This is a genomic window from Paenibacillus mangrovi, from assembly GCF_022898935.1.
GTDB classification, from domain to species: domain Bacteria; phylum Bacillota; class Bacilli; order Paenibacillales; family Paenibacillaceae; genus Paenibacillus_AQ; species Paenibacillus_AQ mangrovi.
The window spans coordinates 370,866-395,235 of sequence record NZ_JALIRP010000002.1 but is presented as its reverse complement, the minus strand read 5'-3'; the positions used below and the strand labels follow the sequence as shown (position 1 = coordinate 395,235).

The following is a 24,370-nucleotide window of genomic DNA, read 5'->3' as shown; positions in this document are numbered from 1 at the left end:
TCTTTATGACTTCGAAAGAAACGTCATCGGGCAAATCTTTCTCAATTAAATCTGGGGGCTGGAAACATAGCGCTGGAACACGCTATGTTCTCTTTTTATGTCTGACGGTGCTCTTTTATGTCAGTTTGGCTCCTAACCTGCTTCCTGAACGGTATAATATCCAGGTAGGGACACGCAGCGAGAAGGAAATCAGAGCGCCGATGCAAATTCCCAACAATAAGGCAACGTTGCAGGCCCAGGAACAGGCAGCGGAACGCGTGCAGCCGATTTATACGATTGTCACGATTCCTAATGAGAACTTGGTCGTTTCTATCCTGGACCGGATCGACCGGCTGAATCAGGACGACCAGGTATCACGAGAAGATAAAATCTCGATTTACCGGTCGGAGATTCCACAGCGATCCAAGGACTTTATACAAAACTTTGTTAATGCAAACCGGTCTTCAGGAAACTACTCGGACAAACTGTTGGATGAGATGCTGAAGGTAACTAACCAGCAGGCCTATAAAATACCGGAAGAAACATTTATAAAAATTCCCCGGCTGACCTCTCAGGATATCGCCGAGATGAAGCCGGTAGCCCGTGAGATCGTGTCGCGTTTTTCGAATGATCAGGTGGCGGAAGCTCAGGCCGCGCGTGCCAAGGTTGCTGAACTAGTCAGCGCGAGCACCCTGAGCGATCGTACAGCCCGCGAAGTCGTGCAGGAGCTGTCCAAGCTTGCGATTACAGCAAACAAATTCTACGACGAAGAAGCGACCAAGGAAGCCAAGGTTCAAGCCCGGGAAAATACGCAGACGGTTTATATTAAGCAGGGGGATGTACTGGTAGCCAAAGGTCAGCTGATTACAGAAGATTTGTACAATCTGCTGGACGATAATGGACTCCTTAAAAATGAAGTCAACTATAGGCCGCAGCTTGGCCTGCTTTTGCTGTCACTGCTTATGGCGGGTGGACTCTTCCTCTTTATGAGACAGGCTGATTCCGGGAAGTTCAGGTATAACAATTCCCAGCTGCTTATGCTGGTGCTTATTTTTATCATCACGATCATTTCCATGCATTTGGTCGGGATTTTACAAAGCAATGAGAGACCTTATGTAGGATATTTGGCGCCTGTTGCTATTGGGGCGACGCTGGTGACTTTGCTGCTGGATATGTCGCTTGCTTATTTCTGCACGATGGTGTTCAGCATCCTGTCAAGCGTTATACTGAATGTACATCAAGGCCAGATGTTTGACTTTAGCTTCGGTTTCTTTGCACTGGTTGTATCGTCCGTAGCCATATTCACGATACACCGGGCAAGCCAGCGCTCCACCCTGCTGAAAGGCGGGATTATGGTCTGCCTGTTTGGATCGCTGACGGTGTTTATCATGGCGCTGATCAATACCGGCCAGTGGAATCAGATGCAGACATTGTACGGTATTGGATTTGCTTTTGCCGGAGGCTTACTGACCGCCATTTTGGCAATTGGACTCATGCCGTTCTTTGAAGTCACGTTTGGGATTCTGTCAGCCCTTAAGCTGGTTGAACTGTCCAATCCGAATCATCCGCTGCTGCGGAAGCTGCTCACGGAGACGCCCGGCACGTATCATCACAGCGTTATGGTCGGTAATTTGTCCGAAGCCGCTGCGGAAGCCATTGGAGCGGACGGACTGCTGTGCCGCGTAGGCTCCTATTATCATGATATCGGCAAGACCAAGCGTCCAAGCTATTTTATCGAGAATCAGAACAATATAGAGAATCCGCATGATCATATTGATCCGAAGATGAGCAAATCCATTATCATCGCCCACGCACGTGATGGTGTGGAAATGCTGAAAGAGTACAAAATTCCGAAACCGATCAGGGATATCGCGGAACAGCATCACGGAACCACATTCCTTCAATTTTTCTACCATAAGGCGCTTCGCCTTGCGGAGGAGCAGGGTAGGGAGCCTGATTTTACTGAAGAGGACTTCCGCTATCCGGGACCTAAAGCCCAGTCGAAGGAATCGGCTGTGATCGGCATCGCCGATAGCGTGGAAGCTGCAGTCCGATCTTTGCGGAATCCGACGGTGGATCAGGTGGAGGCGATGATCGAAAAGATCATTAAAAGCCGCCTGGACGATCACCAGTTTAACGACTGCGACCTGACGATGAAGGAATTGGATATTGTTGCGAAGACGCTGAAGGAAAGCGTCATGGGGATCTTTCATTCAAGAATAGAGTACCCGGAAGAAATCATAAAGAACAAAACGAATGAAGACACAAGAAGGAGCGGTTAGTCATGGGGCTGCATCTGGCATGGAATAATGAGCAAGAGGAGCTTGCGATCAGCGAGGAGCTGATATCACTACTTGAGCTTGTGCTGCAAAAGGCTGGTGAAGCCGAAGGAGTTAAGGACGGAGAGGTGGCTCTCACGTTTGTTGATGACAAGCAAATTCATGAGCTGAACAAGGAGTACCGTGGAATTGACCGTCCTACAGACGTACTGTCCTTCGCTATGAATGAGTTTACAGATGAAGAGCTGGATATCGTCTATGAGCTGGAGGAAGATGAGGAGCTTCAGGACATGCCGGATATGCTCGGCGATATCATTATTTCTGTGAATCGCGCACAGGCGCAAAGCGAAGATTATGGTCATTCCCTGGAGCGTGAAATCGGATTTTTATTCGTCCACGGTTTCCTGCACTTACTCGGATACGATCATCAGGACAAAGAAAGTGAAGCCGAAATGATGGGCAAGCAGGAAGCGGTACTGGCTGAAGCCCGGCTTTCACGCTAATGCGAAGCGGATCCCTCATATCATCATTCGGGTATGCTATTCAAGGCGTTTGGTATGCACTCCGTACACAGCGTAATATGAGAATTCATGCAGCAGCAGCGGTCGTTGTCATTATAGCGGCAGCGCTGCTGCATTTATCCTGGATGAGGTGGGTGGTGCTTCTGCTCGCCATTACGCTGGTGATGGTTATGGAACTGATGAATACCGCACTGGAATCGGTTGTGGATTTGGCCTCTCCCGAGATTCACCCGCTAGCTAAGGCGGCAAAGGACACAGCTGCAGGGGCAGTGCTGCTGGCATCTGTATTCGCCCTCGTAGCAGGCATTATTGTATTTTACCGCCCGCTGGCAGATTTGCTTGGTTCGGGCGGTTAGTATAATATTGTCTTACTGAATTTGAGGAGGTTTTGAAATATGGAACCGGTACAATTACTACAAGAAGCAATCAAAGCACGGACAAATGCATATACACCTTATTCCCATTTTGGCGTAGGAGCTGCACTGCTGGACAAGGATGGCCATGTGCATCATGGCTGTAACGTCGAGAATGCCGCATACGGCCCTACAAACTGTGCTGAACGAACAGCATTGTTCCGGGCCATTGCGGACGGCCATAAGGCTGGGAGCTTTAAAGCCATGGCTGTCGTAGGCGACACAGACGGCCCAATTAGCCCATGCGGTGTCTGCCGCCAAGTAATCGTGGAGCTGTGTGATCCCGATATGAAAATCATTATGGGAAATTTGAAAGGCGATATGAAGGAAACAACTGTCCGCGATCTGCTGCCGGGCGCCTTTGGCCCTTCTGATCTGGAGAGCGCCAAGAAGTAACTTCTAAATCAACCATAAACATCAAATCCGGGGCCCCGTCTCCGCGGCCGGCATCTGTTTTCCTATTGCCGCTCACGGATTCAGGGCCCCGGGTAGTCTTCCCTAAGGGGAAGAAACATGAGGAGGATAAGATAATTCATGACGAAACCGTCATATAAATCAGGTTTTGTTGCCATCGTCGGCAGACCGAATGTAGGCAAGTCCACGCTTATGAACCAAGTGATCGGACAAAAGATTGCCATCATGTCGGATAAGCCGCAGACTACACGGAACAAAATCCATGGAGTCTATACAACGGACGAAGCCCAGATCGTATTTCTGGACACGCCAGGTATCCACAAAAGGCAGTCCAAGCTCGGCGATTTCATGAATCAGACCGCGTTTAATACATTTAAAGAGGTTGAAGCTGTGCTGTTTCTGGCTGACACGTCTGAAGGTTTTGGCGGCGGTGACCGTTTTATCATCGAACAGCTGAAAGATGTCAAAACACCTGTCATTCTGGTGCTGAACAAAATCGACAAAATCGAGCCGGATGCGCTGCTTCCGATCATTGAGCAGTACAGCAAGCTGCATAATTTTGCGGAGATCGTACCGATCTCGGCTTTAAACGGGAACAACGTAAACCGCCTTTTGGAGCAAGTAGAGAAATATTTGCCGGAAGGACCGCAATATTACCCGGCGGATCAAATCACAGATCATCCGGAGCAGTTCGTCTGCGCCGAGCTGATCCGTGAGAAAATTCTTCATATGACGCGCGAAGAAGTGCCGCATTCCATCGCGGTTACGATTGAGGATATGCGTGTGCAGGAGAACGGGGTAGTGCATATTTCCGCAGTTATTTTCGTGGAGAGGGATTCCCAGAAGGGCATTATCATCGGGAAGCAGGGAGCCCTGCTGAAAGAAGTCGGCAAGCAAGCGCGGCAGGATATCCAAAATCTGCTGGGCTCGAAGATTTTCCTCGAATTGTGGGTAAAAGTAAAAAAAGACTGGCGCAACCAAGAACGCGTGCTTCGTGATCTCGGCTTCCACCGCGACGCCTAATATTCACAATCAGCCGCCGCTGGCAGTATTTGCTTCACATACATCCGGTGCATTCGCCACATCCTATTTTTGAAGATGCAGACGCCATTTCCAAAGAAAGGATGAATACGAATGCGAGATTTTTCGTGGAAGTATTTTGTAATGACTGGAGATGTGGATGCTTATATGCTCTATAAAGAACACGGCGGCATAACCATGGCCGAAACGGCTGCAGCGCCGGAAGTGGCGGCCGGGGAAGAAGTGGAAAATCATGAAGAAAACGAATGATCTTTGGCTGCTCCGGGAATGGCTGGGGGAAGAGGCGTGCTATACAGGGTGGAAGGGATCGTCATCCGCAGCATGGACTACGGCGAAGGGAACAAAATCATTACGATTTGCACCGAAAATGCGGGCAAAATAGGCGTTCTTGTCCGCGGGGCAAAAAAAGTCAAAAGTCGCCATGCTGCCTTGACGCAGCTGTTTACAACAGCAGAATATGTATTTTTCAGAAATGGGACTGGCCTCGGAACACTGAATTCCGGCGAAATCAGCAGCTCACATCATGTGCTAAGGCAGGATCTTATTCTTGCGGCTTATGCATCCTATGCATGCGAGCTGCTGGACCGGGTGCTTCAGGACGAGGAAACAGGGAGCTTTTGGTATCATCAGCTGAAGGCTTGCCTGGATGCGCTGGAAGAAGGCAAAGATCCCGGAATCATTATCAATCTATATGAGATGAAAATTCTTCAATCTGCAGGATATGGACCTGAGCTCCTATCCTGCATTTCTTGCGGAAAGGATCTGTCTGAGGATGACAGTTCTGCAGTAAGCCCAAGGCTGGGCGGCGTGCTGTGCCGTTCCTGCAGACATCTGGACCCTCCGGCTTTGAAAATATCACCGAAAAGCCTGAAGCTTCTCCGTTTGTTCGCTCGTCTTGATCTAAGAAGGCTCGGACATGTCGATGTGAAGGAAGAGACTAAAGCGGAGCTTAAGACGGTCATGCGTGCTTTTATGGACATGCAGCTCGGACTGAACTTGAAATCGCAAAGCTTTCTGGACCAGATGGAGAAATATGGACTTTAAAAGCATTTGACTTCTCGCTGGATATCCGGTAGTATTGATTAAGTTTCTTTCAAATTGTCTGACATGCGTTGAACGGAGAAGTAGTGGATTTGGATTCCTTATAGCGAGCCGGGGAAAGTGGAAGCCTGGTGGAATGGATTCATGAAAGGCGACCGGGAGCATGATATGAAATCGGCTAAAAAGAGGATTGCAGGCTTCCCACTACGGGGCTCGCAGTCAAGTAGGGTGGAACCGCGGGAATAACAGCTCTCGTCCCTATGTCTGTACAGCAGGCATGGGCGGGAGCTTTTTGATGTCCCGGAAAAGACCTGCGGCAGACCAAGCAAGCTGGTAGTGAACATGCTCATTCAAAAGAAAAGGAGAGTCGCATATGAATTTTCAGCAGATGATTTTGACACTGCAGCAATTTTGGGCAGCGCAGAACTGCATTATCGTGAACCCTTATGATACGGAAAAGGGAGCAGGCACGATGAACCCGATGACCTTTTTGCGTTCACTCGGACCTGAACCATGGAAGGTTGCATACGTGGAGCCTTCCCGCCGTCCTTCCGACGGACGTTACGGTGAAAACCCGAACCGCCTGTACCAGCATCACCAGTTTCAGGTGATTATCAAGCCTTCCCCAGACAATATTCAGGAGTTGTACCTGGAAAGTTTGAAGGCGCTTGGCGTGGATGCGCTGCATCATGATATCCGTTTTGTAGAGGACAACTGGGAGAATCCTTCGCTTGGCTGTGCCGGTCTCGGATGGGAAGTATGGCTGGACGGCATGGAAATTACCCAGTTCACATACTTCCAGCAGGTTGGCGGGATCGAAACGCATCCGGTAGCTGTTGAAATTACCTACGGTATGGAGCGCCTTGCTTCCTACATTCAGGAAAAAGAAAACGTGTTTGATCTGGAATGGGTTGACGGAATCTATTACGGGGATGTATTCCATCAGCCGGAGGTTGAGCATTCCAAGTACACCTTTGAAGTATCGGATGTCAAAATGCTCTTTACGCTCTTCAACATGTATGAGCAGGAAGCCAAAAAAGCAATGGATCAAAACCTGGTTTTCCCGGCTTATGATTATGTTTTGAAATGCTCGCATACCTTTAATCTTCTGGATGCCCGCGGCGCTATCAGCGTAACCGAACGGACAGGTTATATTACCCGGGTACGTAATCTGGCCCGCCAAGTGGCCGCAACCTATGTGGAGGAACGCGAGAAGCTTGGATTCCCGCTGCTGAAGAAAGGAGACGATCTGCATGTCTAAGGATCTATTGTTCGAAATCGGACTTGAAGAGGTGCCGGCGCGTTTCCTGCGTGCGGCGATGGATCAGCTGAAGGATAAAATGGTGCAATGGCTGGAGCAATCCCGCTTGTCCCATAGTGAAGTTCAGGCTTATGCAACACCGCGCCGCCTTGCGGTTTTGGTTAAAGGAGTAGCGGAAAGACAGGACGATGTTGAGGAAGAAGTGAAAGGCCCTTCCCGTAAAATCGCCCAGGATGAGAACGGCAACTGGAGCAAAGCTGCTCTCGGCTTCGCGCGCGGACAAGGCGTGGAACCGGAGCAGTTCACCTTCAAGGAACTGAACGGCGTTGAATATATTTATGTAACAAAAAGCAGCACAGGTGTAGAAACAGCTTCGATTTTGGCAGAAGGACTGCTAGGCATTCTCTCCTCGATGACCTTCCCGAAAAATATGCGCTGGGGCAGCTACGATTATAAATTCGTCCGCCCGATCCGCTGGATTGTCGCATTGTTTGGATCGGATATCATCGATCTGGAAGTGACCGGAGTGAAATCGGGCAATGTGACGCGCGGACACCGGTTCCTCGGTACAGATGCTGTCGTATCTGAGGCAGCTGCTTATCCGGAGGTGCTTCGCTCCCAGCATGTCATTGTGGACGTGAAAGAACGCGAAGGCATGATTTTGGAGCAGATTAAAGGGCTGGCAGAGGAGAAGAACTGGAAAATCGCGATTAAGGACGATCTACTGGAAGAGGTACTCTTCCTTGTTGAAACGCCAACCGTGCTTTTCGGTACGTTTGATCCTTCCTTCCTGAATATTCCACAGGAAGTACTGATTACCTCCATGAGAGAGCATCAGCGCTACTTCCCTGTACTCGATGAACAGGGCAAATTGCTGCCATTCTTCGTCACCGTTCGCAACGGAGATAACAATTCTCTGGACGTTATCGCGAAGGGGAATGAGAAGGTGCTGCGCGCACGGCTGTCGGACGCGAAGTTCTTCTATGACGAGGATCAAAAGCTGGAGATCAAGGATGCCCTCTCTAAACTGGAAAGCATCGTTTTCCATGAAGAGATCGGAACGGTCGGGGATAAAGTACGCCGCATCCGCAAAATTGCGGATCAGCTGAGCGAAGCGCTCCACATTTCCGGAACGGAGCAGGAAGCAGTCAGCCGCGCCGCCGATATTTGCAAATTCGACTTGGTAACGCAAATGGTATACGAGTTTCCGGAGCTGCAAGGCGTCATGGGTGAGGATTATGCCCGTAAGGCCGGCGAGAGCGAAGCTGTTGCCAAAGCGGTATTCGAGCATTACCAGCCGCGTTCTGCTTCCGATGATCTGCCGTCCTCGCTGGTAGGATCCATTGTAAGTATTGCGGACAAAATCGACACGATTGTAGGCTGCTTCTCCATTGGCATTATCCCGACGGGCTCGCAGGATCCTTACGCGCTCCGCCGCCAATCGCAGGGCATCGTACAAATCCTGTTGTCCAAGCAAATGTCTGTTACGCTGTCTGAGGTATTTAATATAGCGATTGATGTACATGATCAGTTCCGGGAAATGAAACGTTCGGGCAGTGAAATACGTAAAGATCTTGAGGAGTTTTTCAACCTTCGCGTCAAGAAGCTTCTGTCCGAGAATTTACGCTATGATGTCGTGGACGCGGTCATTGCTGCCGGGTTTGATGATGTGATGTCCGTCGTATCCCGCGGGGATTCCCTGATGAATGCTGTGGGCAGTGGAGATGATTTCAAAACTACGGTTGAATCCTTTAACCGGGTGAGTAATTTGGCAGCAAAAGCCACCAAGGCTGCAGTCAGCGAAAGCCATCTTCAGGAAGATGCGGAGAAGGAATTGTATGCGGCTTGGCTCGAGGTGCAGAAGCCTTATTCTATCGCTCTTGAAGAAAGAGACGGAACAAAGGCGCTTGAGCTTCTGGGACAAATGAAGCCGGCGATCACACATTTCTTTGATTCCGTCATGGTTATGGCAGAGGATGAGAAAGTTCGCGCCAACCGCCTGGGCATGCTGGCTCAGATTGACCAGGGACTCAAACAATTCGCTGATTTCAATAAGCTGGTCTGGTAGAAAACGGGTTCAGTTGGGTATTAACATTCGGAACAGGATGAACTTGGTGAGGTTCTCCTGTTCCATACATTTTCGCTTGCAAATTGTAAAAAGTTGTTAGCTGACAGAAAGAGGATTTTAGGTTCCCTTAAGCGTATATAATAATACGGTAAACCATGAAAACAGGGTGATCTTCTGGCTGAAATGCATACGATACACATTGTCGTTGACGGGGACGCTTGTCCCGTGAAGCATGAAATTGGAGAAGCTGCCAGAGCCTTTCGTATCCCTGTGCTAATGGTTTCTTCTTATGACCATTTTATACAGGACGAAGAAGGTGTGCAGACCATTCAGGTAGACCGTAGCGACCAAAGCGCCGATCTTTATATTGCGAATCATATCAGGCGCGGCGATGTCGTTGCGACACAGGATTACGGATTGGCTGCTCTCGCACTCTCAAAGGGCTGTCATGTCATATCATTTCGGGGACAGAGCTACACAAGTGAGAACATCGAGTTTATGCTGGACCGGCGGCATCACCAGGCCAAAGCGCGAAGAAGAGGCAGCTATGGCAAGGGGCCAAAGCCGATCACACAGGCTGACAAGATTTTTTTTCAACAGAAACTGACAAAACTTTTGCAGAGATTGCAGGAGAATGTTTAACGGTAGCGAATAATATTTTACGTGCCAAAAAGAGATGAAGGTGGTTTAGATGAATGCCGGACAAGGCAACATACCGGAAAAAGTTATCGATGTCGTGCTTCAGCAGCATGATATCGTCGATACGGTTAGCAGGTACGTTCATCTGACCAAGCAGGGGAAGTACATGAAGGGCCTCTGCCCGTTTCATTCGGAGAAGACCCCCTCTTTTACGGTAACACCGGATCGTCAGATTTTCTATTGCTACGGTTGCGGCAAGGGTGGAAATGCCATCAAATTCAGGATGGAAATCGAGGGACTATCCTTCCCCGAAGCCGTTAAGATCATGGCAGAAGAAAGTCATATTGTGCTTCCGGAAGGACAAGGGGCTGTGGTTAACCCTCCGAATCCGGAGAGAGACCGACTGCTTCAGGCCTACGAATGGACTGCCAAGTTCTATCACTTTTTGCTCAAGAATACGGAGCACGGCAAAGCAGCGATGGATTATTTGCGTTCACGCGGCTTTAACGACAAGGTGATCGACCAATTTCAAATCGGCTTTGCGCCGGACCGCTGGGACACGCTGGTTCAGTTTTTAACCAAAAGGTCCTTTGATTTGCACGAGATGGAAAAAGGCGGACTTTTGACCAAACGGCATGACAGCGAGGAGGATTACCTCGATCGTTTCCGCGGGCGCGTCATGTTTCCCATCAGTGACCGCAATGGCAGGATCATTGCTTTTGCGGGAAGAATTCTGGGCGAAGGGCAGCCGAAATATTTAAATTCACCGGAAAGCAAGCTGTTTAACAAAAGCCGGATTCTGTACAATCTCCATCAGGCCAAGCCGTCAATCCGCAAACTGCGGCAAATCGTTTTATTCGAGGGATATGGGGACGTGATATCGGCCTGGGAAGCAGGAGTACAGAATGGCGTTGCTACCATGGGTACTTCCTTGACGGAAAGCCATGCAGCATTGATGAAGACAATGGCTGACGAAATTGTGATCTGCTACGACGGCGACCGTGCCGGGCAAGCTGCCGCCATGAAGACGATTCCGCTGCTGGAAAGTATAAGCTTAAACGTCAGAATTTCTGTTTTGAATGACGGTCTGGACCCAGATGAATTCATACAGAAATATGGAGCTGACCGCTTTAACCGGCAAATCATCGATGGTGCGGTATCCACCACAAAATTTAAGCTTATATATCTGAAAAAAAACCATATACTGCTAGAAGAAGATGGGAAGATCGCGTATACGAAGGAAGTGCTTCCAATTATAGCGGCTCTGGCTTCATCTACCGAGAGAGAAGTTTATTTAAGGGAGCTTGCCTCCGAACTTCAGCTTTCATTTGAAAGCCTCAAGCAGGATTGCAACGAGATCCGCCAGTCCATGCAAAAAAACATGACGGATGGGGATAATAACGACAAAAGGTGGAATAATGGTAGGCAAAAAGGGCAGGTTTCTGCTCCTACATTGCTGCCGGCATACCATACCGGAGAACGGCGCCTTTTGGCAATGATGCTGCAGGATGCCGAAGCCGCAAGCTATGTGGAAAAACGGCTAGGCGACGCATTCAACATTGATGATCATGCAGCGATTGCTGCTTATCTATATGCCTATTACGCACAGGGCAAACCCCCGGATATCAGCCGTTTTATGTCTTCCTTGCACGATGATCGTCTGGAAAAGACGGTTAGCTCCATCTCCATGATGGACACTCCGCCGGAGTGGAACGTTCAGGAGTTGGATGATTGTATCCGGGAAGTACAGAAAGTTCCGCAGAAGCGGCAGATCGATAAGAAGAAAGAAGAAATGATCAATGCCGAGCGGTCAGGGGACTTTTTGCGTGCTGCACAAATTGCAAGTGAGATTATAGCCCTAGAGAGACAATAAAGAACAGGCTTGAATGTTTCTAGGGAGGAGGGAGTCGAGTTATGGCGAATGATCAGCATACTGAACTAGAGACAGAATTTACGCTTGATCAAGTAAAAGACCAGCTGATTGAACAGGGTAAAAAGAGATCTTCTTTAAATTACAAAGAAATTATGGAGAAATTATCGCCATTTGATCAAGACCCTGAACAGATGGATGAATTTTATGAACATCTGAGTGATTTGGGAATCGACGTGGTCAACGAGAACGATGAAGATGAAAGCGGCCTTCACCGCCAGTCCGATGATCACGACAGCAATGATAATGACGACTTTAACTTTGCCGACGACTTGTCCCTGCCGCCGGGTATTAAGATTAATGATCCGGTACGGATGTACTTGAAGGAAATTGGTCGGGTTCCTCTCTTATCGGCCGATGACGAGGTCGAGCTTGCGAAGCGGATCGAGAACGGTGATGAAGAAGCGAAGCGGCGTCTGGCTGAAGCGAACCTGCGTCTGGTTGTCAGCATCGCCAAACGTTATGTTGGACGCGGCATGCTGTTCCTGGATTTGATTCAGGAAGGCAATATGGGTCTGATCAAAGCGGTTGAGAAGTTTGACCACAAAAAAGGATACAAGTTTAGTACCTATGCGACATGGTGGATTCGTCAGGCGATTACCCGGGCCATTGCGGACCAGGCCAGAACCATCCGGATTCCGGTGCATATGGTTGAAACGATAAATAAGCTGATTCGGGTATCCCGTCAGCTGCTTCAAGAATTAGGGCGTGAACCGACGCCGGAAGAAATTGCGGCCGAAATGGAGCTCAGCGTGGAGAAGGTTCGGGAGATTATGAAAATCGCCCAGGAGCCGGTATCGCTTGAAACGCCAATCGGTGAAGAAGACGATTCGCATCTTGGCGATTTTATCGAGGATCAGGAAGCTTTGGCTCCGGCGGATGCGGCAGCTTACGAGCTTCTGAAGGAACAGCTTGAGGACGTGCTGGATACACTGACAGAACGCGAGGAAAATGTTCTTCGTCTCCGCTTTGGTCTTGATGACGGCCGGACGAGAACGCTGGAAGAAGTGGGCAAAGTGTTTGGCGTAACCCGTGAACGGATCCGCCAAATTGAAGCCAAGGCGCTTCGCAAACTGCGTCATCCTAGCCGCAGTAAACGTCTGAAAGATTTTCTCGAATAACCAATCATCTGACCTTCTGCAATGTGCAGCAAGGTCTTTTTTTCAAAGGAAATGTGAATTCGACAAGAAAAGATTTCTTTCTTTTAGAACTATTTCCTTTATTTGTTTTTATTTTAGCTCTTTTTAAAGACCAATGCAAATGATTATTGCTAACTGCTACAGCAGAGAACCAAGAGCTGAACGGGGAGAATTCGTGTTTATTTACATATTTTCCTGCTCATTTGTTAAGATTATTAATTTATAAATTTGCATACAAAATAATAGGGATATGTGGGTGCGACATGAAGTTATCAAGAAGACTGGAAATGATTATGGAGCTGATTCCTGAGCAGAGCAGACTAGCTGATATCGGCTCGGATCATGCATTGCTGCCTGTGGCGGCCGTACAAACTGGCCAGGTGGTGCAGGCTGTTGCGGGCGAGGTAAATCCGGGTCCTTTCAAAGCGGCTGCCAAGCAGGTGGCTGAAGCCGGACTACAGCATCAAATCTCAGTACGATGCGGCGACGGACTTGCCGTCATCGAACCCGGAGAAGTCGATGTGATTACCATCGCAGGCATGGGTGGCAGCTTAATCGCAAGCATTCTGGACAACGGCCAAGACAAGCTGACAGATGTGCAGCTGCTGATTTTGCAGCCGAATGTGGGCGAAGACATCCTACGCCGGTGGCTGATGGAACATGGCTGGCTGCTAACGTCCGAGAAAATTCTCGAGGAAGACGGAAAAATCTACGAAATTCTGACGGCTGTACCGGAGCAGGAAGATGCGCGGATCAGCAGCAGGCTGTTATATGAGAATCAGGAATGGCCAAGCAGCAGTGGAGACGGGAATTTTACCGTTACCTCAGAGCTGCTATTGCGAATGGGACCATGGCTTCTAAAAGAGCCTACTCCGGTTCTGATGGACAAATGGAACAGCGAGCTAGATAAGCTACATAGCATCCTTAATTCCCTGTCAGCTTCGAAGCTGGAATCCGCGGAAGCGAAATCGAGTCAATTGAAGCAGGAAATCGCACAAATTAAGGAGGTTCTTGCATGTTTGCAAAAGGACAGACTGTAATTCAGTATATGGAGCAGCTGGCTCCCAAGCATTTGGCCTATCCTGACGATAAAGACAGAATCGGGCTGCAGCTCGGAAGCTTGCAGAAAGAAATCCGGACCGTTCTGATCGCTTTGGATGTAAACGATGAGGTTGTCGAGGAAGCGATACGCGCCGGGGCTGATCTGATTATTGCCCATCATGCGATTATTTTCCGTCCGCTCAAACAGATCAACACCGATTCCCCCGCAGGGAAAGTCTACGAGAAGCTGATTAAAAATGATATAGCCGTCTATATTGCGCATACGAACCTGGATATTGCCGAAGGTGGAATGAATGACTGGATGGCAGACGCGCTTGGCATTCAAAATGCGGTGCCGATTGAGGAGACTCAGCGTGAGCAGCTGTACAAGCTGGTTGTATTCGTCCCAGCGTCCCATGCCGAACAGGTGCGTGAGGCTGTGCTGGGTGCCGGCGCGGGAGCCATCGGCAATTACAGCCACTGCAGCTTTAATACGGAAGGAACGGGGACTTTTCTGCCGCAGGAAGGAACACAGCCATTCGTTGGATCGGCAGGCAAGCTCGAAAAGGTTGAAGAAATCCGAATTGAAACGATTGTTCCTCAAGGGATTCGAAACAGCGTCATTCAGGCGATGATTAAAGCTCATCCTTATGAAGAGGTGGCTTATGATCTCTATCCGCTTGATCTAAAGGGACGCGTATATGGACTTGGAAGAGTCGGTAAGCTGGAACAAGAGCTGACGCTAGCTGCTTTTGCTGAGATCGTAAAGGAAAAGCTGGATGTGCCATACGTTCGAGTGGTTGGAGATCCTGACCGTGTTCTCAAGAAGGCGGCCGTCATTGGTGGTTCCGGCAGCCGGTATTACCCGGCTGCACGCTTCCGTGGTGCGGATGTTCTGGTTACTGGGGATGTAGATTATCATACAGCTCAAGATGCCCTGAGTGTCGGTATCACACTGATTGATCCGGGACATAATGCGGAGAAGATTATGAAGGTCAAGGTAGCAGAGTGGATGAGTGCAATACTCGAGAAGAACCGGTATGAAACCAAGGTTATCGCATCTACAATTGACACAGAGCCGTTCCGATTTATGTAAATATGAATGGGCTGGAAGGAAAAAACCAGTAACACTGGAAGGCGATAAGGATTGAAACCTTTCTGATTTCCATGTATACTATAAAACAGTTGTCCGGAAAGTTTGACAGACAATCGCTGGCGGCGCGTAAGGCGCCGCGAGAGGAAAGTCCGGGCTCCATAGGGCAGGGTGCTGGATAACGTCCAGTCAGCGCGAGTTGAAGGATAGTGCCACAGAAATGGACCGCCGATGGCCGCTGCTTTAGCGGATCAGGCAAGGGTGGAACCGAGGTGTAAGAGACCCCGAGGAACGCTGGTGACTTCGTTCCTGGTAAACCCCACTTGGAGCAAGACCTAATGGAACGCAGCTTCTTAGAGAAGCAGCCTTAGCCCGAGGCGCGTTCGGGTTGGTCGCTTGAGCCAATTAGCAATAATTGGCCTAGATAGATGATTGTCGCTTATCCGCGGGAGGGTAGTTCCCGTCTGTACCGCGACGAGCACAGAACCCGGCTTACGTAAAACTTTCCTAACTGCAACCGTATTATGAATCATGATAAATAACTTTGAGGCGGCATCCCGGTTAACCGGTAGATGCCGCCTTTTTGCGTTCACAGCTTCTTTATTATCAGACGAGCCTGATTTAGTCAAATAACTGTTAACTAAGGACAAATGTACAAACGAAGGCGTTTCAACCATAATAAACTGTACTAAATCAACGAAAGGAGCTGCCTGAAAATGTATCCACATCCACATTGCTTCCACTGTCCGCCAGCGGACCCTGTTTATACAGATCCAACTGTTGTTGTTCAGGATTATTACCATCCTCAAATCGTTCCTGTAGTTCACACGGTTCAAATCGTAAAAAGACATCATTGCGTACCTGTGCCAAAGCATATCTGCAACTATGTCGTAAAAGAAGAATATGCGGCCCCCGTTACAACAAGCATGAGACGCGGCGGCGTAACTAGAGGAAGACGTTAATGATTCACTAATTAAAGTTCTCCTGTTGATATTTGAATGCTTCAGCTTCGATGGAATCGTATATAATCTGAAAAAAAGCAAAGCAATCCGCCGCAACAGGCTGGATTGCTTTTTTCTTAAAAACTATTTGGCTTTTTGAATCACGGACTCCATTTTCTTCTTTATCTGCTCTGGCCAAAATTGGAGTGGGGCTTCACTTTTACCTGCCTCCTGCAGCGCTTTGTAGATATCGACCTGACCATATCCGTAATATTTGTCCTTCCCTTTTGGGCCTAAATCTATCGTGCTGCTGCGCATAATTTCCATGATCTGTTTATTGGAGAGGCCTGGATTAGCCGACCTAATTAGGGCAGCCATCGCTGCAACATGCGGGCTTGCCATAGAAGTACCTGATAATGCAGCGTATTGGTTGCCCGGGAATGTGCTGGCGATGTTGGTTCCCGGTGCTGCTACATCAATATAATCCCCGAAGTTGGAGTAGGAGGCTCGTTTCATGTTGGAATCAGTTGCTGCAACCGCAAGCACTTCGGGATAAGCTGCAGGATAACCAGGCCGCTCGGTATTGTCATTTCCGGAGGCGGATACAAGCACAACATCCCGATCGTAAGCATACTTCACGGCATCATGAAGGAATTGGGAGTCGGCGTAATTGCCTAAGCTCATGTTGATGACCTTGGCTCCATTATCGGTAGCCCATATGATGCCCTCGGCAACGGCATAGGTTGTTCCGGATCCGGATTTATCAAGTACTTTTACGGGCAGCATTTTATTATACCAGCTGATTCCGGCAACACCTTCGTTATTGTTGACGAGCGCGCCAATGATACCGGATACGTGCGTTCCATGCCCTACATCATCGAGTGGAGCCGAGTCGGGATTAATCACGTTATAACCGGTTAGGAGCTGCCCATGCAGATCAGGGTGATTGAGATCTACGCCGGTATCAACGACACCTACGATTACATCACTGCTCCCCTTGGATAAATCCCAGGCCTGGTTTGTTTCAATCGCAGGCAGGTTCCACTGGTATTTGGCGAACAGCAAGTCATTTGGTACGTTAGGAAGACTGCTTGTTGATTCTTTTACCTTATCATTGGTCATATACAGATAATGGGGCTCAACATAAAGAGGGTTCCAGTTTTTTATGAAATATTGTTTCAGCTGGCTGTAGTCCATATCCTTGGCATGAAACACGTAGGAATAACCCATTTTTCTTTCGGAAGCTTTCAGTTCGCTCTTGATGCGGTTCATTTCCTGTGGAGTCGGATCCTTGCGGAAACGGACCACGATTTCGTTCTCATAAAAATGGCTTGCTTTTTCATTGTCATGTCCGGTTTTTACAGTTAAATCGCGCAGCGTATCGGCATGAACAGATTCAACCTTGTATTTGCCCTCTTTCGGATAAGGGATCAGTCGCAAATTCTTTTTTTGGTGACTTTCCACTTGGGCTAAAATTTCCTGGTTCATCAGAGCGATGACGCCCTGACCTGGTTTTTTCTGTGAAGGCTCAGCAATAACAAAATATTGCTTGTCATCCATTTTAAAAGAAGGGGATTCGTAGGAATGCTGTTTCCCGATGTTTTTCGTCGCCTGATCGATATATCCATCCAGCTTTTTCCGGTCGGCAGAACTCCAGTTGTTTTTCGTTAAGGTGTATTCCTGCCGCTTTCCTTTTTTGGTATCCACCCATATAATCATGGTAAAATGATCGTGTGATTTCTGAAGCTTTTGAACATAATCGGAGATCTGAGCAGGTCCGGCATCAGCCATCTTGTCGAGCATTGATGTCAGATGCTGCTTGGCGTCAAGGCGCGTTAAGTGATTGGTGGATTCAATATCTTGCGCCATCATGCTTTGTTTAGAGATATGTTCTTCTTTCGATTTTGGCTTGACCTCCTGGGAAGCAGCTTGTTTAGGGGGTTGTGTATTGGTGGAACGAGGCACTAGCATCACGATGATTAGCGCAACAATTACTGCTGCGATGCCAAGGCCTACCCATGTGCGACTGGACATAAAATATAACCTCCTGATAATGAAATTACCTTTATCGTGAGGAGAAAGGGCTTATTTTATACCCTGTTTTTAGCCGCCATAGCCCATTCCATTATTTGTCCAAAGGGATTACAGAAAGGGATACAAACTCACAGGGTTTTGTGTTAGGATAGTACATGGAAAAATGATGCTGTAAGCGATTTAATTGTATGATGTCAGCAATCGGTCTGAAGGAACCATTAAGGAGGAGCAAATTAGCGATGTCAGCAGGTAATGTTCAAAAATTGTGTGAGACCACGAAAGAGAAGCTTAAAATTGCGATCGATAAGCTTGAAGGATTTCTGAACGAGTATTCGCTTTCGCAGCTAGCGGCAGAACTGAATGAAGAAACACTGCATTTTTACAAAGGATTTCTTTCGGATTTGCGCCATCTGCTTGTATTTAGCGAAGTATCTTCGGAAAAGCTTGGGGTTGCGCTGCGCCGTGCCAATTTCGATATGGAATTTGCTGAGAAAGCCCTCTATAATGTATATCACCACTGCGTGAATAACTTTTTCTATCCAAAAAGTGAAAGCTATTCCGAAGATGGCCGTTATGCTTATACCGGACAAGATGCGATCCGTTTCAGAGTGAAACCGGTACGCCCGGTACGGGACATCATCTTGGACATTACAAAGGTGTTTGAAGACCTCAGAGATGATCTGACTTATTATGAAAGCGACTATTTGACAGAGCGTAGAATGCAAAGCCAGCGCACTCACGCTTAAGTTAAAAATAACGTAAAACGGGCCTAAACTTAGGCTCGTTTTTTTGTGCCCTTTACTTCCTTTCTTGGATTATGAATCTCCGCCAGCAACTGACATCTGTTTGCGGTATAGAGGAGGGTATGCCAGGAGACAATTGTATATGAGGTGATCCTTAATGAATGACCCAAGAACCATTGTTAAATGCAGCGTCAGCAACTGCAGCTTTTGGGGAGAGCAGAATGTATGTAAAGCAGATCAGATCCTGATTGAGATCGACAAGCATGCTTCCGCTAAATACAGCGAGGAATTCGGAAGCGAACATTTTGCCGAGCATAAGGATTATGCAAACAATTCATCTGCGACATGCTGCCTGACATTCAAACCCAAAACGACTTAAAAAAAGCAGTACCTGATTCTTTACAGACCATCCAATCGAGGGAGGTATTCTGATGGACGATTTCCAAGGACCTGAACAACAGGAAAAAGAAAAGGAAAGTGTACCGATGCGTACCCGTAGTGATTATCCCCGCTGTGATAATAACCACGAGGAAGAGTATTCCGCTGAGGTCGCTCCGACAAGATCAGACCGCCATGAGGAAGAGTATTCCGCAGAGGTTGCTCCGACAAGATCAGACCGCTACGAGTTAGAAGATGATGTGGACGAAGAGAATGATGGAACCGTAGGAAGAACTGCAGGTTATGTCGGGGTCGGCTTGGGCGTCGCGTCCCTGTTTATGTGGTCAATTGTGCTGGGACCGATCGCGGCAGTGACCGGTTACTATGCATACAGCCAAGGAAGTAAGACATGGGGAGCTTGGGGAATGGGTCTCGGCATTCTGGCGACTATCAGTTATTTCGTTCTTATTCCTTTTGCCCGGTAATTTTTGAAATCGACAGCAATGAAGCGTCCTACTCGGCTGCATGACAGCAGGAGGACGCTTTTTGCGTGTGAAAATGTGCTAGCCGCAATCATGTATTATATAAATTCTATGGATATATGGCGCAAACTCCCGTGAACATGTTAAAATGACTAAAATGAGGCAAACCATCACTTTGTAGAAAATGAGGTCTTATACATGCAAATCGATTCGGCAACCGCGAAGCAGCTGGCATCACTTCAGGATAATAGCCGTATTCAAAATAGAGATGAGCTGCTTCAGGATATTCTGAAGAATGGAAGCAGCTCAGATTTTGGCGTCATTTTGCAGCAATACGTTAATTCAAATGGTGACAATTCAGATGTAGATGGTTCAGCTGCACCCACAGTTCCTGGGGTTTCTTACAGCGACGGATTATTGTGGCAGCAGCTAGGAGCAGTTGCAGACAAGGGATCAACTTCCGAAATTCATTTTGAGAACAGCAGTGGTTTCACGACAAAGTCCGGTCCTACGGCTTATGATGATTTGATTCGACAAGCGAGTAAAAAATACGGAGTCGACGAAGCGCTAATCAAGGCGGTTATTGATACGGAGTCCTCCTTTAATCCAAATGTCGTATCATCGGCTGGAGCAAAAGGACTTATGCAGCTGATGGATGGTACGGCCCAGGGTCTCGGTGTAACGGATCCGTTTGATCCTGCGCAGAATATCGATGCGGGGACACGCTATCTTTCCTACCAGATTAAACGATATAATGGTCAGGAGAACATGGCTCTGGCTGCATACAATGCGGGACCGAACAGGCTGGCCAAGCTCGGAATATCCACGGATGAGGAACTGATGGACAAGCTAGATCTGCTGCCTGTGGAGACGAGAAAGTATATCGGCAAAATTGCGAATGCCCGCTCGAAATACGAAGTCTAATTTTATAGAACATTGATCATAGGGATCAAATGGGGAGAATGGCAGCGGATGTAGAGCTTGACGGTAGACCCCCTGTTTGATCTCTTTATATTGTCCAGGAAATCGTTAAGTGGAAGGGTGAATTTGGAATGATATATTGGGATCACGCGGCAAGTACGCCGCCTTATGATGAAGTCATCCAGACGATGACGGAAGTGATGAAAAAACATTACGGCAACCCCTCCTCCATTCACAGAATGGGTGAAGATGCCGCAAGGCTGATTAAAAGAGCTCGCGAGGTATGTGCCGCTTCTCTGCATGTCAAGCCGCCGGAAGTGATCCTGACAACAGGAGCCACGGAAGGCAACAATATGGCCATTAAGGGAACAGCCATGCAGTATGGAAGTCGGGGAAAGCATATCATAACGACACAGATCGAGCATCCATCCGTATATGACAGCTGTCTGGAGCTGGAGAAGCATGGATACGAAGTGACCTATCTGCCGGTTGATAGCAAAGGAATGGTCAATCCCAGCGAGGTTGCTTCAACAGTTCGGAAGGACACCATACTGGTAAGTGTAATGCATGTGAATAATGAAACAGGTGCTGTGCAGCCGCTTGCTGAAATTGGGCAGGCTGTGAAGCAGGCCAATCCCTTAACTATTTTTCATATTGACGGGGTTCAGGGCTTTGGCAAGCTACCGGTTCAGCTTGAGGAGTGGAAGGCGGATTTATATACCTTGTCCGCTCATAAAATCCGTGGCCCCAAAGGTACAGGTGTGCTGTATAAGCGGGAGGGCATTACGCTACATCCGCTCCTGTCCGGCGGAAAGCAGGAATCGGGACTCAGAGCAGGCACCGAGAATATTCCCGGATTTGTCGCGATGTCCAAAGCAATGCGGATGGCTGCGGAACAAACCGATACTTTTATGCGGGAAGTCGGTGCGCTTAAATCAGCTCTGCTTGCGTGGATTCGAAAGACGCCAAGTCTTGAGTTGAACAGCTTCGAGGAAGGGGCGCCACATATCGTCAATGTGTCTTTTCCAGGAATGAAAGCAGAGGTGCTGCTCCATACCTTGGAGGAACACGGAATGCTGGTATCCACCAAGTCGGCCTGCTCCTCGAAGACCGCAGAGCCAAGCCGTGTGCTGCTCGCTATGGGTCGCAGTGGGGATGCGGCCTCCAGCGCGATCCGGATCAGTATGGGAATGACTAATACACAGCAAGATTTAGACCGGTTGCTGGCAGCGCTTGAAACCGCAGTAAACCGGCTGCAGCCGCTTAGACAGGAAGGAATGAAATAAGTGAATTATGATATGCTTTTGCTCCGTTTTGGAGAGTTTACACTAAAGGGGAAAAACCGCAACCGTTTTGAAAAGACAGTACTGACACATGTGAGATCCGTACTCTCCTCATATCCTGCGGCCCAAATCCAGAAGGAATATGGCAGATTGTATGTTGCCTTAAACGGTGAAAACGCCAGCCAATTGATTGAAGAGTTGAAAAAAATATTCGGCATTATTTCAATCAGTCCCGTGGTTGTATGTCCTTCCCAGCTCGATAAAATCGTGGAGACGAGCACATCGTTTTTGGAGAATCTGGATCTTCAAAAGGAAACGACATTTAAGGTAACTGCCAGAAGAGTCTGGAAGGCGTTTCCACATCCCTCCCAGGAAATGAACCATTTGGTCGGTTCGCCGCTTCTGAAAAAATTTACCATGCTCAAGGTCAGCATGAAGGATCCGGAGCTGCAGCTGCGGGTTGAGATCAGGGAACAGGGAACGTACATTTACTGTGAGGTCATTCCCGCTGTAGGAGGATTTCCCCGTGGAAGCAATGGTAAAGGAATGCTGCTGCTGTCTGGAGGAATCGATAGTCCGGTAGCAGGTTTTACCAGCATGCGCCGGGGGCTGGAAGTGGAATGCGTTCACTTCTACAGTTATCCGTTTACCAGCCTCAAGGCCAAGGAAAAAGTCATGGAGCTTGCCAAGGTGCTCTCCGGATATGCAGGCGAAGTCAAACTGCATCTGGTTCCCTTCACGGAGATCCAGACCTCATTTACAGGTCTTGGCCAGGATAATCTGATCATTACATTGATGCGACGCTCGATGCTGCGTATTGCCACTATGCTGGCAGAACGAGAGGGCGCGCTGGCTATTGTCACGGGGGACAGCCTTGGACAAGTGGCAAGCCAAACGCTTTCGAGCATGAATGTGATCGGACGGACGACGGATCTGCCGATCCTGCGCCCGCTGATCATGATGGACAAGAGTGAGATTATCGATATCGCGAAGAGAATCGGTACGTATGAATTGTCGATATTGCCTTATGAAGATTGCTGCACCATATTTGTGCCGAAATCCCCGGCAACGAATCCGAATCTGCGTATTGTCGAGAGCATTGAAGCTTCTCTTGCGAATCTTCAGACCATGCTGGAGGAGGCGGTGGAGCGGACGGAAACCGTTGTGCTTACGCCTGAATCCATGATCGAAGCAGCAGAAGACGGCATCGATGAAGAATGGTTTTAATGAGCAATAAGGCTCTATAATGAAAAAGATGGCTTCTGTATTCATCAGAAGCCATCTTTTTTTTACTTTATGCTATTATATGACATTCGCGCTTTACTCAATTCCTTCATGTATCTATAAAAATGAAGTTCAAAACTAACTCCTGCTACGATAAGCGATGCTCCAAGGCCACTATAGAACATGGCGATAAAGGCATCCGAAACCAAACCTGACAAGCGGAGTGAAGCGCCTAAAGTGATCATAAATGCCATAATAAGATATGAATTCGTATCAAAAAATCGGAACACATTGTGCTTTTGTTCTTCGTAGCTTTTTATTCTGGCAGTATGCTTTTTTACCATTTTACGAAAAACTAAATTATGGAACAGAGAATAAACAACAAGGGCAACCAAAATAAAATACCACTCCCAGATTCCTCTGCCCGCATCCAGACCGATTCTCATAATATTAAAGCCTGCAATGAACCAAACGATACCGGCAATCATAATTAGAAATTTCTTTTCTACTTTCATGATGTTCATCTTCTTTCATTTAACTTTTAATTGCTTTAGTTCATTATGATCATTTGCTGAAGCACTTGTCAGTAATATTTTTTGCAGCAAACACAAAAACCCGCAAGCGCAGGCACTTTTTCTAAAGTGTCTAACTTGCGGGTTTCAGTTCATTGGTATAGGTCCTTTTGGTTAGCTGTATGAATTTTCGTTGTTCCTCTTTTGCTGGTCCGAACGCTTTTTCATATATCCGGCCCCCAGTATCGCAGCGATCACAACGATAATAAATACGATTCGAACTGTTGGGTGTTCCTCGAAGAAAGGTTTCAGATTTTTCTCTTCTGTGATCATATTGGCAGCGGTATATCCAAGAACTGCCGAGCCCAAATAAATAATCCAGGGAAAACGGTCGATCAGTTTAATGAACAGGGTGCTGCCCCAAACAATAATGGGAACACTGATCAAAAGTCCCAGAATGACCAAAATGATACTTTGCTGCGCCGCACCGGCTACCGCGATAACGTTGTCCAGACCCATGGCCGCATCGGCCACGATAATGGTACGTACCGCGCTCCAAAGCGTACGTCCCTCCTTGATGTCGGCATGCTCGTCATTGTCAGCCAGCAGTTTATAAGCAATTCCGATAAGCAGAATGCCGCCCACAAGCAGCAGCCAGGGAATCTGTAGGAGCCATACGACAACGATCGTCGCCACAATACGGAGCAGAACGGCCCCGCCGGTTCCATAAAAAATGGCCTTTTTCTGAGTCGAGGATGGCAGATTCCTCGCAGCAAGGCCAATGACAATCGCATTATCTCCGCCTAAAATAAGATCGAGAAATACGATGTTAGCTAGTTTTGCCAGAAAGGCAATTATGGATGTATCCACATCAGGTCACTCCTTATTATGACTGTATACGGAGTTTAAGCAAATCGGATTCATTATAGGATAATTTTTCAATGATAGTCAAGCATAGCTCGGCCGACAGGAGCATAGGAGTAGTAGTGGGGG

The 24,370-nt window shown here is 48.0% G+C and carries 24 protein-coding genes and 1 other RNA gene; 22 read left to right on the top strand and 3 right to left on the bottom strand.

Annotated features, from left to right (window positions below; genetic code table 11):
• Positions 1-5: 5 nt before the first annotated feature.
• The 16 genes from MUG84_RS06615 to MUG84_RS06540 all read left to right on the top strand — a co-directional run bounded on the left by MUG84_RS06615 (position 6) and on the right by MUG84_RS06540 (position 15,821).
• On the top strand, positions 6-2,261 hold the full coding sequence (locus MUG84_RS06615; protein WP_244722147.1) for an HD family phosphohydrolase: 2,256 nt from the start codon (positions 6-8) through the stop codon (positions 2,259-2,261).
• Between the two features lie 2 nt (positions 2,262-2,263).
• Positions 2,264-2,761 carry an rRNA maturation RNase YbeY gene (ybeY, locus tag MUG84_RS06610; protein ID WP_244722144.1) on the top strand — a complete coding sequence of 166 codons (498 nt, stop codon included), beginning with the start codon at positions 2,264-2,266 and terminating at the stop codon, positions 2,759-2,761.
• The gene (locus tag MUG84_RS06605) at positions 2,761-3,135 is read left to right on the top strand and encodes a diacylglycerol kinase family protein (protein WP_244722141.1); all 375 of its coding nucleotides are present in this window, start codon (positions 2,761-2,763) and stop codon (positions 3,133-3,135) included. Before ybeY ends, MUG84_RS06605 begins: the two co-directional genes overlap by 1 nt.
• A gap of 39 nt (positions 3,136-3,174) precedes the next feature.
• Positions 3,175-3,588, top strand: coding sequence for a cytidine deaminase (gene cdd / locus MUG84_RS06600; protein WP_244722139.1), 414 nt, complete (start codon positions 3,175-3,177; stop codon positions 3,586-3,588).
• Positions 3,589-3,726: 138 nt separating this feature from the next.
• On the top strand, positions 3,727-4,629 hold the full coding sequence (gene era / locus MUG84_RS06595) for a GTPase Era (protein ID WP_244722137.1): 903 nt from the start codon (positions 3,727-3,729) through the stop codon (positions 4,627-4,629).
• A gap of 111 nt (positions 4,630-4,740) precedes the next feature.
• On the top strand, positions 4,741-4,896 hold the full coding sequence (locus tag MUG84_RS06590) for a YqzL family protein (RefSeq protein ID WP_244722134.1): 156 nt from the start codon (positions 4,741-4,743) through the stop codon (positions 4,894-4,896).
• A 36-nt stretch (positions 4,897-4,932) separates the two neighbouring features.
• Entirely contained in the window at positions 4,933-5,691 is a 759-nt protein-coding gene (gene recO / locus MUG84_RS06585; protein WP_244722132.1) for a DNA repair protein RecO, read from the top strand.
• Positions 5,692-6,061: 370 nt separating this feature from the next.
• A complete protein-coding gene (gene glyQ / locus MUG84_RS06580) occupies positions 6,062-6,949 on the top strand; it encodes a glycine--tRNA ligase subunit alpha (RefSeq protein WP_244722129.1) in 888 nt (295 codons plus the stop codon).
• The gene (glyS, locus tag MUG84_RS06575) at positions 6,942-9,017 is read left to right on the top strand and encodes a glycine--tRNA ligase subunit beta (protein ID WP_244722126.1); all 2,076 of its coding nucleotides are present in this window, start codon (positions 6,942-6,944) and stop codon (positions 9,015-9,017) included. The genes glyQ and glyS overlap by 8 nt, the downstream gene beginning before the upstream one ends.
• 183 nt (positions 9,018-9,200) lie before the next feature.
• Complete coding sequence (locus MUG84_RS06570; protein WP_244722122.1) at positions 9,201-9,659, top strand: YaiI/YqxD family protein; 459 nt, start codon at positions 9,201-9,203, stop codon at positions 9,657-9,659.
• Between the two features lie 49 nt (positions 9,660-9,708).
• Positions 9,709-11,529 (top strand): DNA primase, encoded by a 1,821-nt coding sequence (gene dnaG, locus MUG84_RS06565; RefSeq protein ID WP_244722119.1) that lies wholly within the window; start codon positions 9,709-9,711, stop codon positions 11,527-11,529.
• Positions 11,530-11,570: 41 nt separating this feature from the next.
• On the top strand, positions 11,571-12,707 hold the full coding sequence (gene rpoD, locus MUG84_RS06560; protein ID WP_244722116.1) for an RNA polymerase sigma factor RpoD: 1,137 nt from the start codon (positions 11,571-11,573) through the stop codon (positions 12,705-12,707).
• A gap of 281 nt (positions 12,708-12,988) precedes the next feature.
• Complete coding sequence (locus MUG84_RS06555) at positions 12,989-13,765, top strand: tRNA (adenine(22)-N(1))-methyltransferase (RefSeq protein WP_244722113.1); 777 nt, start codon at positions 12,989-12,991, stop codon at positions 13,763-13,765.
• Positions 13,741-14,862 (top strand): Nif3-like dinuclear metal center hexameric protein, encoded by a 1,122-nt coding sequence (locus MUG84_RS06550; protein ID WP_244722109.1) that lies wholly within the window; start codon positions 13,741-13,743, stop codon positions 14,860-14,862. The genes MUG84_RS06555 and MUG84_RS06550 overlap by 25 nt, the downstream gene beginning before the upstream one ends.
• Before the next feature lie 97 nt (positions 14,863-14,959).
• Positions 14,960-15,369, top strand: an RNA gene (gene rnpB / locus MUG84_RS06545) — RNase P RNA component class A.
• A 206-nt stretch (positions 15,370-15,575) separates the two neighbouring features.
• Entirely contained in the window at positions 15,576-15,821 is a 246-nt protein-coding gene (locus MUG84_RS06540) for a hypothetical protein (protein ID WP_244722104.1), read from the top strand.
• A 123-nt stretch (positions 15,822-15,944) separates the two neighbouring features.
• Here MUG84_RS06540 and MUG84_RS06535 read toward each other — a convergent pair whose 3' ends face one another.
• A complete protein-coding gene (locus tag MUG84_RS06535; protein WP_244722101.1) occupies positions 15,945-17,834 on the bottom strand; it encodes a S8 family peptidase in 1,890 nt (629 codons plus the stop codon).
• Positions 17,835-18,073: 239 nt separating this feature from the next.
• On the opposite strand from MUG84_RS06535, the gene MUG84_RS06530 reads away from it, so the two are divergent.
• The 6 genes from MUG84_RS06530 (at position 18,074) to thiI (ending at position 22,868) form a co-directional block, all read left to right on the top strand.
• On the top strand, positions 18,074-18,580 hold the full coding sequence (locus tag MUG84_RS06530; protein WP_244722097.1) for a YpuI family protein: 507 nt from the start codon (positions 18,074-18,076) through the stop codon (positions 18,578-18,580).
• Between the two features lie 154 nt (positions 18,581-18,734).
• Positions 18,735-18,956 carry a DUF1540 domain-containing protein gene (locus tag MUG84_RS06525; RefSeq protein ID WP_244722086.1) on the top strand — a complete coding sequence of 74 codons (222 nt, stop codon included), beginning with the start codon at positions 18,735-18,737 and terminating at the stop codon, positions 18,954-18,956.
• Between the two features lie 52 nt (positions 18,957-19,008).
• Positions 19,009-19,440 (top strand): DUF5353 domain-containing protein, encoded by a 432-nt coding sequence (locus MUG84_RS06520; RefSeq protein ID WP_244722082.1) that lies wholly within the window; start codon positions 19,009-19,011, stop codon positions 19,438-19,440.
• Between the two features lie 195 nt (positions 19,441-19,635).
• Entirely contained in the window at positions 19,636-20,361 is a 726-nt protein-coding gene (locus MUG84_RS06515; RefSeq protein WP_244722080.1) for a lytic transglycosylase domain-containing protein, read from the top strand.
• Positions 20,362-20,489: 128 nt separating this feature from the next.
• Positions 20,490-21,644: a cysteine desulfurase family protein gene (locus MUG84_RS06510; protein WP_244722077.1), complete on the top strand. Its 1,155-nt coding sequence runs from the start codon at positions 20,490-20,492 to the stop codon at positions 21,642-21,644.
• Positions 21,645-22,868, top strand: coding sequence for a tRNA uracil 4-sulfurtransferase ThiI (gene thiI, locus MUG84_RS06505; protein WP_244722074.1), 1,224 nt, complete (start codon positions 21,645-21,647; stop codon positions 22,866-22,868).
• A 62-nt stretch (positions 22,869-22,930) separates the two neighbouring features.
• Here thiI and MUG84_RS06500 read toward each other — a convergent pair whose 3' ends face one another.
• Together MUG84_RS06500 and MUG84_RS06495 are read right to left on the bottom strand one after the other, a co-directional pair.
• Entirely contained in the window at positions 22,931-23,380 is a 450-nt protein-coding gene (locus MUG84_RS06500) for a hypothetical protein (RefSeq protein WP_244722072.1), read from the bottom strand.
• A 171-nt stretch (positions 23,381-23,551) separates the two neighbouring features.
• Positions 23,552-24,247: a TerC family protein gene (locus MUG84_RS06495; RefSeq protein ID WP_244722069.1), complete on the bottom strand. Its 696-nt coding sequence runs from the start codon at positions 24,245-24,247 to the stop codon at positions 23,552-23,554.
• Between the last annotated feature and the right edge of the window lie 123 nt (positions 24,248-24,370).

Coding starts and splice junctions, on each gene's coding strand:
- MUG84_RS06615 (WP_244722147.1), top strand. CDS start 6: ATGACTTCGAAAGAAACGTCATCGGGCAAATCTTTCTCAATTAAATCT.
- ybeY (WP_244722144.1), top strand. CDS start 2,264: ATGGGGCTGCATCTGGCATGGAATAATGAGCAAGAGGAGCTTGCGATC.
- MUG84_RS06605 (WP_244722141.1), top strand. CDS start 2,761: ATGCGAAGCGGATCCCTCATATCATCATTCGGGTATGCTATTCAAGGC.
- cdd (WP_244722139.1), top strand. CDS start 3,175: ATGGAACCGGTACAATTACTACAAGAAGCAATCAAAGCACGGACAAAT.
- era (WP_244722137.1), top strand. CDS start 3,727: ATGACGAAACCGTCATATAAATCAGGTTTTGTTGCCATCGTCGGCAGA.
- MUG84_RS06590 (WP_244722134.1), top strand. CDS start 4,741: ATGCGAGATTTTTCGTGGAAGTATTTTGTAATGACTGGAGATGTGGAT.
- glyQ (WP_244722129.1), top strand. CDS start 6,062: ATGAATTTTCAGCAGATGATTTTGACACTGCAGCAATTTTGGGCAGCG.
- glyS (WP_244722126.1), top strand. CDS start 6,942: ATGTCTAAGGATCTATTGTTCGAAATCGGACTTGAAGAGGTGCCGGCG.
- MUG84_RS06570 (WP_244722122.1), top strand. CDS start 9,201: ATGCATACGATACACATTGTCGTTGACGGGGACGCTTGTCCCGTGAAG.
- dnaG (WP_244722119.1), top strand. CDS start 9,709: ATGAATGCCGGACAAGGCAACATACCGGAAAAAGTTATCGATGTCGTG.
- rpoD (WP_244722116.1), top strand. CDS start 11,571: ATGGCGAATGATCAGCATACTGAACTAGAGACAGAATTTACGCTTGAT.
- MUG84_RS06555 (WP_244722113.1), top strand. CDS start 12,989: ATGAAGTTATCAAGAAGACTGGAAATGATTATGGAGCTGATTCCTGAG.
- MUG84_RS06550 (WP_244722109.1), top strand. CDS start 13,741: ATGTTTGCAAAAGGACAGACTGTAATTCAGTATATGGAGCAGCTGGCT.
- MUG84_RS06540 (WP_244722104.1), top strand. CDS start 15,576: ATGTATCCACATCCACATTGCTTCCACTGTCCGCCAGCGGACCCTGTT.
- MUG84_RS06535 (WP_244722101.1), bottom strand. CDS start 17,834: ATGTCCAGTCGCACATGGGTAGGCCTTGGCATCGCAGCAGTAATTGTT.
- MUG84_RS06530 (WP_244722097.1), top strand. CDS start 18,074: ATGTCAGCAGGTAATGTTCAAAAATTGTGTGAGACCACGAAAGAGAAG.
- MUG84_RS06525 (WP_244722086.1), top strand. CDS start 18,735: ATGAATGACCCAAGAACCATTGTTAAATGCAGCGTCAGCAACTGCAGC.
- MUG84_RS06520 (WP_244722082.1), top strand. CDS start 19,009: ATGGACGATTTCCAAGGACCTGAACAACAGGAAAAAGAAAAGGAAAGT.
- MUG84_RS06515 (WP_244722080.1), top strand. CDS start 19,636: ATGCAAATCGATTCGGCAACCGCGAAGCAGCTGGCATCACTTCAGGAT.
- MUG84_RS06510 (WP_244722077.1), top strand. CDS start 20,490: ATGATATATTGGGATCACGCGGCAAGTACGCCGCCTTATGATGAAGTC.
- MUG84_RS06500 (WP_244722072.1), bottom strand. CDS start 23,380: ATGAAAGTAGAAAAGAAATTTCTAATTATGATTGCCGGTATCGTTTGG.